Source organism: Xanthobacter sp. DMC12 (assembly GCF_056314105.1).
The window spans coordinates 292,632-305,673 of the sequence record NZ_JBQUYZ010000001.1 but is presented as its reverse complement, the minus strand read 5'-3'; the positions used below and the strand labels follow the sequence as shown (position 1 = coordinate 305,673).

The window sequence follows — 13,042 nt, the reverse complement described above, 5'->3', positions numbered from 1 at the left end:
CGCTTACGGAGGGTCTGATAGACGCACCGTCAGGCGGCTTCAACCGCTACGACGCCCGGAATGGCCTTGATCGCCCCGGCAATCTGGGGCGACACGGAATATTTGCCGGGCAAGCTTACCTCCACCTCGGCATGGGCGTCGTCCACGAGGAGGATCAGGCTCACCTCGCCCGCCCCACTCTCCCCCGGCTTCCCGTCTGACAGGCGCCGCGCGATGCCCTCGATGGGCTCGGACGAGCGCAGGAAGATGCGCAGGCCCTTCTGGTGCTTGGCGGTGACGGGATCGAGCTTCTCGCAGGAATTGATGCGCACCCGCACATCCTCGCCGTTCAGCTCGGCGGCGACCATCATGAGCAGCGGCGTGCCGGGCTCCAGCAGGTCGCGGTAGTGGGCAAGGCCTTCGGAGAAGATCACCGCTTCGTAATGGCCGGAGGGGTCGGACAGGCCGACGATGCCCATGCGGGTGCCGGACTTGGTGCGGCGCTCCTGCTTGGAGACGACCGTCGCCGCGAGCCGACCGGCAGCCGCACCTGAGCGCACCGCGCGGGAGAAGTCGGCAAAGGATTGCACCCGCATCTTCTTCAGCGCCTCGGCATAGTCATCCAGCGGATGGCCGGTGAGGAAGAAGCCGATGGAATCGTACTCCCGCTGCAGCCGCTCGGATGGCAGCCACGGCGCCGCCTCCGGGATGGGCAGCGCCGCCGCGGCGGCCGGACCGGAGCCGAACATGTCGTTCTGGCCGGACTGGGCGTTGGCCTCCACCCGCTGCGCCTCGGCCACGATGGGCTCGATGGCGGCGAAGGCGCGGGCGCGGTTCTTCTCCAGCACATCGAAGCAGCCGGCGGCCATCAGGCTTTCCAGCGTGCGCTTGTTGACGAGCTTGACCGGCAGGCGCGCGGCGAAGTCGCCGAAGGAGCGGAACGGCCGATCCCCCCGCGCCGCCACGAGCGCGTCCACCGCCGCCTCGCCCACGCCCTTGATGGCGGCCATGGCGTAGATGATCTTGCCGTCCTTCACGCCGAACTCGCGGGCCGACAGGTTGATATTCGGTGGCACCACCTCGATGCCGAGGCGCTGCGCCTCCTGCCGGAATTCGGCGAGCTTGTCCGTATTGCCCTTATCCAGCGTCATGGACGCGGCGAGAAATTCGGTGGGGTAATTCGCCTTGAGCCATGCGGTCTGGTAGGCGACCAGCGCATAGGCCGCCGCGTGGGATTTGTTGAAGCCGTAGTCTGCGAACTTCGCCAGCAGGTCGAAGATGGTGTCCGCCTGCGCCTTCTCGATGCCACGCCCGGCGGCGCCGGAGACGAAGCGCTCGCGCTGCTTCTCCATCTCGGCGCGGATCTTCTTGCCCATGGCGCGGCGCAGCAGGTCGGCTTCGCCCAGCGAATAGCCGGCCATGGCCTGCGCGATCTGCATCACCTGTTCCTGATAGATGATGACGCCAAACGTCTCCTTCAGGTACGGCTCCAGCATGGGGTGGAGATAGTCGGGCGTCGCCCGCCCGTGCTTGCAGTCGCAATAGACCGGGATGTTGGCCATGGGGCCCGGCCGGTAGAGCGCCACGAGGGCCACGATGTCCTCGATGCGGTCGGCCTTCATGTCCACGAGCGCGCGACGCATGCCCGCGCTTTCCACCTGGAACACGCCCACCGTCTCGCCCTTGCCGAGCATGTGGTAGGTCTTGGCGTCGTCCAGCGGGATCTTGGAAATATCGAGATCGATGCCCCGCTGGTGGACCAGCTTCACCGCCTTCTCGATGGTGGTCAGCGTCTTCAGGCCGAGGAAGTCGAACTTCACGAGGCCGGCCTGCTCCACCCATTTCATGTTGTACTGGGTGACCGGCATGTCCGACTTGGGATCGCGATAGAGCGGCACAAGCTCATGGAGCTGGCGGTCGCCGATCACGATGCCCGCCGCGTGGGTGGAGGCGTGGCGGTTCAGCCCCTCCAGCTTCACCGCGATGTCGAAAGCGCGCTTGACCACCTCTTCCTGGTCGCGCGCCGCCTGGAGGCGCGGCTCGTCCTCGATGGCCTGCTTCAGGGTGACGGGATTGGCCGGGTTCTGCGGGACGAGCTTGCACAGCTTGTCCACCTGCCCATAGGGCATCTCCAGCACGCGCCCCACGTCGCGCAACACGCCGCGCGCCTGCAGCGTGCCGAAGGTGATGATCTGCGCCACTTGCGCGCGGCCATAGCGCTCCTGCACGTAGCGGATCACCTCATCGCGGCGCTCCTGGCAGAAGTCCACGTCGAAGTCGGGCATGGACACGCGGTCCGGGTTCAGGAAGCGCTCGAACAGCAGGCCGAACCGAAGCGGGTCGAGGTCGGTGATCTGGAGCGAATAGGCCACCAGCGAGCCGGCGCCCGAGCCACGGCCCGGCCCCACCGGGATATCGTGCGCCTTGGCCCATTTGATGAAGTCCGACACGATGAGGAAGTAGCCGGGGAACTTCATCTTGGTGATGACCGAGACCTCATAGGCGAGGCGCTCGTGATAGGCGGCCTCATCCAGTCCCGGCGCCGGCCCGTGCTTGGCGAGACGGGCCGCGAGCCCCTCCTCCGCCTGCCGCTTCAGCTCGGCCGCCTCCGCCTCCAGCGGGTCGGAGCCCTCGGCCTTCTCGTCCGCCGTGGTGAAGCGCGGCAGGATGGGCTTCACCGTGCGCACGCGGTAGGCGCAGCGCTTGGCGATCTCCACCGTGTTGGCGGTCGCCTCGGGCAGATCGGCGAACAATTCCAGCATCTCGGCGCGGGTCTTGAAGCGATGCTCCGCCGTCAGCCGCCGCCGGTCGCCCTCCGAGAGCAGCCGGCCCTCGGCGATGGCGAGGAGGCCGTCATGGGCCTCATAATCCGACTTCGCCGCGAAGAAGGGCTCGTTGGCCGCCACCAGCGGAATGCCCTTGGCATAAGCGAGATCGAGCAGCGCCGGCTCGGCCAGCCGTTCAGGATCGGTGTCGTGGCGCTGCACTTCCACATAAAGCCGGTCGCCGAAGAGGGATGCGAGCAGGTCTAGCCGGTCCGCCGCCATCTCCGGATGCCCGCCGACGATGGCCCGGTCCAAAGGCCCCGACGGACCGCCCGTGAGGCAGATGAGGCCGGAGTTCGCCTCCGCCAGCCACTCGGGCAGGATGCGCGGCTCGTCCTCGCTCGCGGTTTCGAGGAAGGAGCGGGAGACGAGGCGCATGAGGTTGCGCCAACCGGCGTCATTCTGGGCCAGCAGCACCACGCGCGGCTTCTTCGGCCGCAGTCCGCCGCGCGGGCCGGCCGGCTCCGGCAGATCGAGCGCCAGCGACACGCCGGGGATGGGCTGGATGCCCGAGCCCGACATCTTCTCGGAAAACTCCAGCGCGCCGAAGAGATTGCCGGTGTCGGTGAGGGCGATGGCCGGCTGGTAGTCCGCCTTCGCCAAATCCGCCAGCTTGCCGACGGAGAGCGCCCCCTCCAGCAGCGAATAGGAGGAATGGACATGCAGGTGGATGAAGCCGGGATCGGTGGACATGAAGCTCGGGGCGCCGTTCGCAGAGCGGGGATTCGTTCTCCCATAAGGTAGCCCCGATTGCCTCGCAGAGAAGAGTCTGCGGCATCCGTGCCCGCTATCCTCCGCCGTGGGCACCCGTATGCTGCCGGGAGCAGCAGGATGGAGCCGGCATGACGCGATCGCTTCTCGCCAACTGGGTGTTCTGGGCCGTCCTCTCGGCCGCCTTTGCCGCGCTCACGGCCATCTTCGCCAAGGTCGGCGTGGCGGGGGTCGATTCGGACTTCGCGACGCTCATCCGCACGGTCGTCATCCTCGCGCTAGTGGCCGCCATCGCCTTCGCGCGGGGGGCTTGGCAGCCCGTGGCCGATGTGCCCGGGCGCACATGGCTTTTCCTGCTGCTCTCGGGCCTTGCCACCGGGGCCTCGTGGCTCTGCTACTTCCGGGCCCTGAAGATGGGCGATGCGGCCCGCGTGGCGCCGGTGGACAAGCTGAGCGTCGTGCTGGTCGCCGTGTTCGGCGTGATCTTCCTCGGGGAGAAGCTCTCGGCGGTGGCGGCGCTGGGCGTCGCGCTCATCGCGGCGGGGGCGGTGCTGGTGGCGCTCGGCTGAAGGCAGTCTTCAGAAGTGGCTGAAGCTGCCACTGCCCAGGTCGAGCGGATGGCCGCCGGCATCCGTCACGTCGAGGCCGGAGCCTGGCCGCGTCTCGCCGATCAGGGCCACGGGCACACCCGCCTGAGCTGCCTCAAACGTGAATTGGGGCACAGCCGAATGGGGCACGCAGGCGAGGATTTCGTAATCGTCCCCGCCCGAAAGTGCGACGGCAAGCAGGCCCGGATCGGCCTTCACCGCCGCGGCAGCCGCGGCCGAGAGGGGCACGCGCCGCGCTTCCACCTTGCCGCCGCAGCCGGAGGCCGCGAGCATCTTGGCGAGGTCGCCCGCGAGACCGTCCGACACATCCATGGCGGCAGCCGCATGCCGCCGCAGCACCTGGGCGAGCGCGAGGCGCGGCTGCGGGTTCAGATAGCGATCCAGCAGATGCGCGCGCTGCTCGCCGGACAAATCGGGGAAGGCCGGCGCGTCGCCGTCCTGCCGCAGCCTCAGGCCGAGGGCGGCATCACCGATGGTGCCGGAGACGAAGATGGCCATGCCCGCCTGCGCCCCGGTGCGCGGCACGAACTCGCCCTTGGGCACCGCCCCCAGCGCCGTGATGGTGATGGTGACGGGGCCCGGCGTGGACACCGTGTCGCCGCCGAGGATGGGACAGGAAAAGGCGTCCGCGTCGGCCCCGAGGCCGGCGGCGAAGGCTTCCATCCACGCGTCCGGCGTGCCCTTGGGCAGAGCGATGGCCATCAGGGCGCCGACCGGCGCGGCGCCCTTGGCGGCGAGGTCGGAAAGGTTCACGCGCATCGCCTTGCGGGCAATGGCGGCGGGCGGATCGTCAGGGAAGAAATGCACCCCGGCGACCACCGCGTCCTTTGTCAGAACGAGATCGCAACCCGGCGGCGGGGAGAGGAGCGCGGCATCGTCCAGAAGGCCGAGCGCACCCTGCGACCCGGCGATGGGGCGGAAGTAGCGGGCGATGAAGCGATCTTCGCCCGAGCCGCCGCCCTCCACCTCAGGCGCCCCGGAATTCGTCGGGCCGCAGCTCGTGCGCCAGCGCATCGAGCACAGCATTGACCATGCCGGTCTCGTCGCGATCGAGGAAGGCGCCAGCGACGTTCACATATTCGGTGATGACCACGCGGGCGGGCGGGTCCTTCGCCATCAGCTCGAAGGCCCCGGCACGCAGGACAGCACGCAGCACCGCCTCCACGCGCTTGAGCGGCCAGCCCTTGGTGAGGGTGCCGTCCACCAGCGGATCGATCTGCCGCTGGGCGTTCAGCACGCCTTCCACCACCGAGCGGAACAGCCTGCGGTCGGCTTCGGGGAACTCGATGCCTTCCACTTCCTGCCCGAGCCAGTGGCTCTCAAACTCGGCGAGCACATCGTTGAGGGGCGTCGCGGCAAGGTCCATCTGGTAGAGCGCCTGCACCGCGCCAAGGCGGGCCGCGCTCTTCTTCATGGGCTTCTGGGGCGCTTCCCTGGACTGATCGCTCATGACAATCACGCTTCCAGCCGGCGTTTCAGCCGCAGCAGGCTGAGCGCTGCCTCGGCGGCACCGCCGCCCTTGTTGCCCTCGGAGACGCGGGCGCGCTCCCAGGCCTGCGCCTCGGTGTCCACGGTGAGGATGCCGTTGCCCACCGGCAGGGCATGGGCGAGGCCCAGCTCCATCAGGCCGCGCGCGGATTCGCCGGCCACGATCTCGAAATGGTACGTCTCGCCGCGAATGACCACGCCGAGGCCGACCACCGCATCCACCGGCTCGCCGCCCTCTTCGGACGCGGCGATGGCGATCTCGGCAGCGACGGGAATCTCCAGCGCGCCGGGAACGGTGATGACCTCCACCGCGACACCAGCGGCCTCCAGCACGGCGCGGGCGCCGGCGAGGAGTTCATCGGCCAGCGCCTCGTAGTAGCGGCCTTCGACGATGACGACGCGCGCGCCTTCGAGCGCGGGGTCGGCTTCGACGGCGGTTTCCCTGCGCGTCGTGACCATGGGCATTCTCCGAAACTTAAACGGCGCACGGCGCCGGAATTGGGCGTGAGCCCTACCCGGCCCGGGGGAACTCCGCAAGCCGGGCGGCATAGCGGGCCATCAGGTCGGCCTCGAAATTCACCGTGTCGCCCGTTTTCACGCCGCCCCAGGTGGTAACGGCTAGCGTGTGGGGAATGAGCAGGCAGGAGAAGGTGTTGCCGTCCACCTCGTTGACCGTGAGCGAGGTGCCGTCGAGCGCCACCGAGCCCTTGGCCGCGACGAAGCGCGCCAACCTCTCCGGCACTTCGAACACGAAGCGCGTGGTGGTGCCGAGATCCTCCCGCGACACCACCTTCGCCGTGCAGTCCACATGGCCGGACACCATGTGCCCGCCCAGCTCGTCACCCATCTTGAGTGATCGCTCCAGATTGATGCGCCGGCCCTCGTCCCAGCCCGCCACCGTGGTGATGGCCAGCGTCTCCGGGGCGGCATCCACCGTGAAGAGGGTGGCACGGGGCCCGCCCGCAGCCACCGAGGTGACGGTAAGGCACACGCCCGCATGGGCAATGGACGCGCCGATGTCGATGCCGGCTGCCTCGAAGTCGGTGGCGACGGTGAGGGTCTTCACCTCGCCCTTCGTCTCCACCTTCACGAGGTCGCCCATGTCGGTCACGATGCCGGTGAACATCTTAGCGTCTCCACAAGCGGACGAGGTGGTCGGCGCCGAGTTCCGTGCGCTCCACTTCGGCAAATCCCACCGGCTGGGTCAGCCGGATGAGCGGGCGGCCGGCAAGGGCGGGGAAAGCGTCCGGGCCCAGGATGACGGGGCTGCGAAACACCGCCACCTCGTCCACCACGCCGGCTTCCAGGAACCGGGCGGCCGTGGTCGGTCCCCCCTCCACCATCACGCGGGTGAGGCCGAGCAGGCCCAGCAGCTTGACCATCGCCGGAATATGGATGCGCCCGTCCGCACCGCGAGGCGCGCGCAGCACTTCGACGCCGCGCTCATTGAGGGCGGCCGCGCGATGCGCCGGGGCATCCTCGGCGGCGATCACCCACAGGGGCACATCGCAGGCCGTGCGCACCAGAGCGGAGGTGAGCGGGATGTCCAGCTCGGCATCCAGCACGAGGCGCACCGGCGAGCGGCCTTCATAGCCCTCCAGCCGGCAGGTCAGCATGGGGTCGTCGGCCAGAACCGTGCCGAGGCCGACGAGAATTGCGTCGGTGTGCGCGCGCATGAGATGCGCACGCGCCCGTGCCTCGGCCCCGGTGACGACGGCCGGCGTCGGCCCGGCATGGGCGGCCTTGCCATCGGCGGAGACCGCCATCTTCACCATCACATGGGGCCGGCCCTCGGTGACGCGGCGGATGTGGCCGGCGTGATCGAACAGCGCCTGCTCGGCCCCGACGCCGACGGTGACCCAGATGCCGGCGGCACGCAGGCGGGCGACTCCCCTGCCCTTCACCCGGTGGTCGGGGTCCTCGATGGCGGCGACCACGCGGGCAACACCGGCATTGATGACGGCATCGGCGCAGGGCGGCGTGCGGCCGTGGTGGGAGCAGGGCTCCAGGGTAACATAGAGGGTCGAGCCGCGCGCCAGCTCACCAGCGGCGGCGAGCGCCTGCGGCTCGGCATGGGGGCGGCCGGTGGGCGCGGTGGCGGCGCTGGAGACGACGCGCGGCACGCCGCCCACATGCTGCACCACCACGGCGCCGACCGAGGGATTGGGCCAGGTGCGGCCAAGGCCGGTCTGGCCGACCTTCAGCGCCTCCGCCATGAACAGCTCGTCCTCGCGCGGCGACAGGACGGGCGCGGCGGGCACCGGACGCCCGCTCATTCCCCGCCCCGTGGCGTCGGGCGGGGACGCGGCTTGTCGGCTGCGGGCTCTCCATCGGCCGGGCGGGGCTCGCCCTCGCTGGAGAGCTCCGCGAGCGCGTTCTCGAAGTCCTTGGCCTCGCGGAAATTGCGATAGACCGAGGCGAAGCGCACGTAAGCCACGTCGTCGATCTGCTTCAGCCCCTCCATGACCATCTCGCCAATGGTCTCGGAGGTGATGTCGCCCTCGCCGACACTTTCGAGCTGGCGCACGATGCCGTTGATCATGCGCTCCACGCGCTCATGCTCCACCGGGCGCTTGCGCAAGGCGACGCTGACGGACTTTTCCAGCTTCTCCCGCTCGAACGGCACGCGCCGTCCGGAACGCTTGAGCACCATCAGCTCGCGCAGTTGCACCCGCTCGAACGTGGTGAAGCGGCCGCCGCAATCTGGACAGATGCGGCGGCGCCGGATGGCGGTGTTGTCTTCCGTCGGCCGGGAATCGCGCACCTGCGTCTCAAGGCCGCCGCAATAGGGGCACCGCATCCTTCACGCCTTCCCCGTCTTCGATCCTCAGGGATAGATGGGGAAGCGGGCGAGCAGGGTCGAGACCTTCTCACGCACGGCGGCCTCGACGAGGCTGTCCTCGTCCGAGCCCTTCTGCGAGAGCACGTCGAGCACCTCGGCGATGAGGTTGCCCACCTGCTGGAACTCCGCCACCCCGAAGCCGCGGGTGGTGCCCGCCGGGGTGCCGAGGCGCACGCCGGAGGTCACGAACGGCTTCTCGGGATCGAACGGGATGCCGTTCTTGTTGCAGGTGATGTGGGCGCGGCCCAGCGCCGCCTCGGACACTTTGCCGGTGAGGCGCTTGGGGCGCAGGTCCACCAGCATGAGGTGGGTGTCGGTGCCGCCGGAGACGATGGCGAAGCCGTGGCCCTTCAGGGTTTCGGCAAGCGCCTTCGCGTTTTCCACGACGTTCTTCGCGTAAAGCTTGAACTCCGGGCGCAGCGCCTCGCCGAACGCCACCGCCTTGGCGGCGATGACGTGCATGAGCGGGCCGCCCTGGATGCCGGGGAAGATGGCCGAATTGACCTTCTTGGCGATGTCCTCGTCATTGGTGAGGATCATGCCGCCGCGGGGGCCGCGCAAGGTCTTGTGGGTGGTGGTCGTCACCACATGGGCGTGCGGGAACGGGCTCGGATGGGCGCCGCCGGCGACCAGCCCCGCGAAATGCGCCATGTCCACCATCAGCAGCGCGCCGACGGAATCGGCGATGGCGCGCATCTTGGCGAAGTCGATGATGCGGGGATAGGCGGAGCCGCCGGCCACGATGAGCTTCGGCTTGTGCTGGTCGGCGAGCTGGGCGACCGCCTCGTAGTCGATGCGCTGGTCGTCCTCGCGCACGGTGTAGGGCACCGGCTTGAACCACTTACCGGACATGTTCACCGGCGAGCCGTGGGTAAGGTGTCCGCCCGCGGCGAGGTTGAGGCCGAGGAAGGTGTCGCCCGGCTGGAGCAGCGCGAAGAACACCCCCTGGTTCGCCTGGCTGCCGGAATTGGGCTGCACGTTCGCGAAATTGCAGCCGAACAGCTTCTTGGCGCGGTCGATGGCGAGGTTCTCGGCCACGTCCACGAACTGGCAGCCGCCGTAGTAGCGCTTGCCCGGATAGCCCTCGGCATACTTGTTGGTGAGCACAGAGCCCTGGGCTTCGAGCACGGCGCGCGAGACGATGTTCTCGGAGGCGATCAGCTCGATCTCGTCCCGCTGGCGACCCAGCTCCGCTTGCACCGCGCCGGCGATCTCGGGATCGGTCTCGGCGAGAGAGGCGGTGAAGAAGCGGTTCATTTCCTCCGTGACGGAGGAGCGGTTCGCGTCCTGCGAGGCCATGGCAGGTCTCCGGTGATGGCGTGGAGGCTCCGGGCAAGGGCGGCTGGCGCCCGGCCGGAGCGGACCCTGCGCTTATCACAGGGCGAAGGTGAAGTCCAAAGCCCGCTGGTGCGGCGTGTCGGCCGGGGCGGGCCATGGCGGTCGGGCAGGCTGCTCGAAGATGCGCCTGCGCAAGGCCTGCGGCGCACGATCAGGTCGCGCAAAGACGCAGCGGAAACATCCGGCCAAGTCGGGACGGAGTCGTTCCCCTCAGCCTTCCCACACCGGCAGATCGCCCCGCGCCCAGCCGGCCTTGGTCTCCGCCACATAATCCGCATACCGCCCGGCGGCGATGGCGGCGCGGGCGCCGGCCATGAGCTGCTGGTAATAGTGGATATTGGCCCAGGAAATCAGCATGGCCCCCAGCATCTCCTCGCAGCGCACGAGGTGGTGGAGATAGGCACGCGAATAGTCGCGCAGCGCCGGGCAGTCGCTCTCCTCGTCGAGAGGACGGGGATCTTCCGCGTGGCGGGCGTTCTTCAGGTTGATGCGGCCGAAGCGGGTGAAGGCCAGCGCGTGGCGACCCGAGCGCGTGGGCATCACGCAGTCGAACATATCGATGCCGCGCGCGACGCTCTCCAGAAGGTCGTCCGGCGTGCCGACGCCCATGAGGTAGCGCGGCTTGTTGGTGGGCAGGTGCGGCGCCACCGTCTCGATCATGGCGAGCATGACCTCCTGCGGCTCGCCCACCGCAAGGCCGCCGATGGAATAGCCGGGGAAATCCATGTCCGCGAGCGCGCGGGCCGACTCGATCCGCAGCGCCGGCACCGCGCCGCCTTGCACGATTCCGAAGATCGCGCGGCCCTTCGGCTGCTGCTCGAAGGCACGTTTCGAGCGCTCCGCCCAGCGCAGCGAGAGCCGCATGGCCCGCTCGGCTTCCTCGTCGGTGCAGGGCAGGCGCACGCACTCGTCGAGCTGCATCTGGATGTCCGCGCCGAGCAGGCCCTGGATCTCCACCGAGCGCTCGGGGCTCATCTCGTGATAGGCGCCGTCCACATGGGAGCGGAAGGTGACGCCCTGCTCGCTCATTTTCCGCAGGCTCGACAGGCTCATCACCTGGAAGCCGCCGGAATCGGTAAGGATCGGCCCATCCCAGCGCATGAATTTGTGCAGGCCGCCGAGCTTCGCCACCCGCTCGGCGCCGGGGCGGAGCATGAGGTGGTAGGTGTTGCCGAGCACGATATCCGCGCCCGCCGCCTTCACCTGGTCGAAATAGAGCCCCTTCACCGTCGCGACCGTGCCCACCGGCATGAAGGCCGGCGTGCGGATGCGCCCGCGCGGCGTCGAGACGTAGCCGGTGCGGGCGGCGCCGTCGGTGGCGGAGAGGGTGAAGGAGAAGGTGTCGGCAGGCGTGTTGGACGTCATGCGCCGCCTTGTGGCAGAAGCAGGCACGCATCGCCATAGGAATAGAAGCGGTAATTTTCCGCGATCGCATGGGCATAGGCGCGCTTCTGCGCCTCATGTCCGATGAAGGCCGCCACCAGCATCACCAGCGTCGAGCGCGGGAGGTGGAAGTTGGTGAGCATCGCGTCCACCGCGCGGAAACGGTAGCCGGGGGTGATGAAGATGTCCGTCTCCCCCACGAAGGGGCGGATGAGGCCGTCCTCTCCCGCCGCGCTCTCGATCAGCCGGGTGGAGGTGGAGCCGATGGTGAAGATGCGCCCGCCGTTCGCCTTCACCGCATTGAGGGCGTCCGCCGTCTCACGTGTCACCTCACCCCACTCCGCGTGCATGGTGTGGCCGGTGGTGTCCTCCGCCTTCACCGGCAGGAAAGTGCCGGGGCCCACATGCAACGTCACCTTGTGGAGGGTCGCGCCGGCGGCGGCCATGCGGGCGAGGAGGTCGGGCGTGAAATGAAGGCTCGCGGTGGGCGCCGCCACCGAGCCGGCGACCCGGGCGAACAGGGTCTGATAGTCGTCCTTGTCCCGCGCATCCTCGTGGCGCCGGGCGGCGATATAGGGCGGGATCGGCATGTGGCCAACGGCGGCCACCGCATCGTCCAGCACCTCTCCGGCGAAATCGAAGGCGAGGACGATGGAGCCGTCCTCTTCCTTGCCCGCCACGGTGGCGTCGAGCGTACCGAGCAGGCAGGCGCCGCCCTCGCCGCCGAAGCGGATGCGGTCGCCGACCCGCAGGCGCTTGCCGGGCTTAGCAAAGGCGCGCCAGCGGTCGGGCGCGAGGCGCTTGATGAGGGTCGCCTCCACAGCCACGTCCGAGCCGCCCTCGCGGGAGCGAACGCCTTCCAGCGCGGCGGGGATGACGCGGGTGTCGTTCACCACCACCGCATCGCCGGGCCGCAGGAAGTCCGGCAGGTCGCGCACGCTGCGGTCGTCCAGCTCTGGCGCTGCGCCCGGGCGGACGACGAGCATGCGCGCCGTGTCGCGCGGCTCGGCGGGGCGCAGGGCGATGCGGTCCTCCGGAAGGTGGAAGTCGAAGGCGTCAACGCGCATGGGGAAAGGCAGACATGGAGAGGGCAACGGCTCAGAAGATGGCGATGGCGCCCTGGTAGATGGCCCAACTCATCAGCGCTGTCACCATCAGGCCCAGGATCGTCGCGCCGAAGCCAGCGAGGATGACGAGGCCGTCCCGCTCCACGAGGCCGAGGCCGAAGATGCACACGGCAAATCCCGGCGGAAGATTGCCGAGGAAGGGGATGGGCAGGATCAGGATGAAGCCCAGTACCACCACCGTCGCGCCCACAACCCGCCGCGCCGTAGGGCCGGCGAACTCTTCCAGGCGCGGCCGCGAGATGCGCTCGAACCGCTCGATCCAGGGACGTGAGCGGGTGACGATCGACTCCAGCATCGCGCGGGAGAAGGTGCGGCGGGCGATCCGTTCCGGCAGCCATAGTTCCTGCCGCCCCAGCATCATCTGCAGGCCGATGAGGCCCAGGATGATGCCGCACACCACCGGGATGCCGGGCGGCATAGGGATGCAGTTGGGAATGCCGAAAATGAGGAAGAGGATGCCGAAGGCGCGGTTTCGCAAGGCATTGACGAGATCGCCGATGGCGACCTGATCCTGTTCCTGCGACGCGAGCACTGCGGCCAGGAGCTCGGAGGTTCGTGGGGTGCGATGGTCCAAGGCGCCCTCATGACGTGGACGCTTCAGCTACAACCCGAAAACGGCGGTGGCAGGGCACGGCCGCGCAAATCTGACGCTACGACAGATACGCACTGGCAAATTGAGCGGACATGCACGCCCCACCCCCGCGGGGACGTGCATGTCCTCACCGCCCGTCGAAAATCATA

Annotated in this window: 12 protein-coding genes; 1 reads left to right on the top strand and 11 read right to left on the bottom strand. The window is 68.9% G+C overall.

Annotation, left to right across the window (positions count from 1 at the left end; all coding sequences use genetic code 11):
• Positions 1 to 29: 29 nt before the first annotated feature.
• A complete protein-coding gene (gene dnaE, locus ACT535_RS01270; RefSeq protein WP_476363084.1) occupies positions 30 to 3,497 on the bottom strand; it encodes a DNA polymerase III subunit alpha in 3,468 nt (1,155 codons plus the stop codon).
• A 149-nt stretch (positions 3,498 to 3,646) separates the two neighbouring features.
• On the opposite strand from dnaE, the gene ACT535_RS01265 reads away from it, so the two are divergent.
• Positions 3,647 to 4,084: an EamA family transporter gene (locus ACT535_RS01265; protein WP_168456919.1), complete on the top strand. Its 438-nt coding sequence runs from the start codon at positions 3,647 to 3,649 to the stop codon at positions 4,082 to 4,084.
• A 9-nt stretch (positions 4,085 to 4,093) separates the two neighbouring features.
• Here the strand turns inward: ACT535_RS01265 and thiL are convergent, their stop codons facing one another.
• The 10 genes from thiL to ACT535_RS01215 all read right to left on the bottom strand — a co-directional run bounded on the left by thiL (position 4,094) and on the right by ACT535_RS01215 (position 12,875).
• Complete coding sequence (gene thiL / locus ACT535_RS01260) at positions 4,094 to 5,149, bottom strand: thiamine-phosphate kinase (RefSeq protein ID WP_476363083.1); 1,056 nt, start codon at positions 5,147 to 5,149, stop codon at positions 4,094 to 4,096.
• Complete coding sequence (nusB, locus tag ACT535_RS01255; protein WP_168456918.1) at positions 5,091 to 5,573, bottom strand: transcription antitermination factor NusB; 483 nt, start codon at positions 5,571 to 5,573, stop codon at positions 5,091 to 5,093. The genes thiL and nusB overlap by 59 nt, the downstream gene beginning before the upstream one ends.
• 5 nt (positions 5,574 to 5,578) lie before the next feature.
• Complete coding sequence (ribH, locus tag ACT535_RS01250) at positions 5,579 to 6,070, bottom strand: 6,7-dimethyl-8-ribityllumazine synthase (RefSeq protein WP_168456917.1); 492 nt, start codon at positions 6,068 to 6,070, stop codon at positions 5,579 to 5,581.
• Positions 6,071 to 6,122: 52 nt separating this feature from the next.
• Positions 6,123 to 6,737, bottom strand: coding sequence for a riboflavin synthase (locus tag ACT535_RS01245; protein WP_476363082.1), 615 nt, complete (start codon positions 6,735 to 6,737; stop codon positions 6,123 to 6,125).
• 1 nt (position 6,738) lies between these two features.
• Positions 6,739 to 7,887 (bottom strand): bifunctional diaminohydroxyphosphoribosylaminopyrimidine deaminase/5-amino-6-(5-phosphoribosylamino)uracil reductase RibD, encoded by a 1,149-nt coding sequence (gene ribD / locus ACT535_RS01240; RefSeq protein WP_476363081.1) that lies wholly within the window; start codon positions 7,885 to 7,887, stop codon positions 6,739 to 6,741.
• Entirely contained in the window at positions 7,884 to 8,411 is a 528-nt protein-coding gene (gene nrdR, locus ACT535_RS01235) for a transcriptional regulator NrdR (RefSeq protein ID WP_168456914.1), read from the bottom strand. Before nrdR ends, ribD begins: the two co-directional genes overlap by 4 nt.
• A gap of 27 nt (positions 8,412 to 8,438) precedes the next feature.
• Positions 8,439 to 9,752, bottom strand: a complete 1,314-nt coding sequence (glyA, locus tag ACT535_RS01230; protein WP_476326762.1) for a serine hydroxymethyltransferase — start codon at positions 9,750 to 9,752, stop codon at positions 8,439 to 8,441.
• Positions 9,753 to 10,001: 249 nt separating this feature from the next.
• Positions 10,002 to 11,156, bottom strand: coding sequence for a tRNA guanosine(34) transglycosylase Tgt (gene tgt / locus ACT535_RS01225; protein WP_476363080.1), 1,155 nt, complete (start codon positions 11,154 to 11,156; stop codon positions 10,002 to 10,004).
• Positions 11,153 to 12,241 carry a tRNA preQ1(34) S-adenosylmethionine ribosyltransferase-isomerase QueA gene (queA, locus tag ACT535_RS01220; RefSeq protein WP_476363079.1) on the bottom strand — a complete coding sequence of 363 codons (1,089 nt, stop codon included), beginning with the start codon at positions 12,239 to 12,241 and terminating at the stop codon, positions 11,153 to 11,155. The genes tgt and queA overlap by 4 nt, the downstream gene beginning before the upstream one ends.
• A gap of 31 nt (positions 12,242 to 12,272) precedes the next feature.
• Positions 12,273 to 12,875, bottom strand: a complete 603-nt coding sequence (locus tag ACT535_RS01215) for an exopolysaccharide biosynthesis protein (protein ID WP_168456911.1) — start codon at positions 12,873 to 12,875, stop codon at positions 12,273 to 12,275.
• Between the last annotated feature and the right edge of the window lie 167 nt (positions 12,876 to 13,042).

What these genes read in the sequence shown, in the direction of transcription:
- glyA (WP_476326762.1), bottom strand. Translation starts at nt 9,752, where the DNA reads ATGGCCTCGCAGGACGCGAACCGCTCCTCCGTCACGGAGGAAATGAAC.
- ribH (WP_168456917.1), bottom strand. Translation starts at nt 6,070, where the DNA reads ATGGTCACGACGCGCAGGGAAACCGCCGTCGAAGCCGACCCCGCGCTC.
- queA (WP_476363079.1), bottom strand. Translation starts at nt 12,241, where the DNA reads ATGCGCGTTGACGCCTTCGACTTCCACCTTCCGGAGGACCGCATCGCC.
- thiL (WP_476363083.1), bottom strand. Translation starts at nt 5,149, where the DNA reads ATGCTGTGCTCGATGCGCTGGCGCACGAGCTGCGGCCCGACGAATTCC.
- ACT535_RS01265 (WP_168456919.1), top strand. Translation starts at nt 3,647, where the DNA reads ATGACGCGATCGCTTCTCGCCAACTGGGTGTTCTGGGCCGTCCTCTCG.
- nrdR (WP_168456914.1), bottom strand. Translation starts at nt 8,411, where the DNA reads ATGCGGTGCCCCTATTGCGGCGGCCTTGAGACGCAGGTGCGCGATTCC.
- ACT535_RS01245 (WP_476363082.1), bottom strand. Translation starts at nt 6,737, where the DNA reads ATGTTCACCGGCATCGTGACCGACATGGGCGACCTCGTGAAGGTGGAG.
- ribD (WP_476363081.1), bottom strand. Translation starts at nt 7,887, where the DNA reads ATGAGCGGGCGTCCGGTGCCCGCCGCGCCCGTCCTGTCGCCGCGCGAG.
- tgt (WP_476363080.1), bottom strand. Translation starts at nt 11,156, where the DNA reads ATGACGTCCAACACGCCTGCCGACACCTTCTCCTTCACCCTCTCCGCC.
- nusB (WP_168456918.1), bottom strand. Translation starts at nt 5,573, where the DNA reads ATGAGCGATCAGTCCAGGGAAGCGCCCCAGAAGCCCATGAAGAAGAGC.
- dnaE (WP_476363084.1), bottom strand. Translation starts at nt 3,497, where the DNA reads ATGTCCACCGATCCCGGCTTCATCCACCTGCATGTCCATTCCTCCTAT.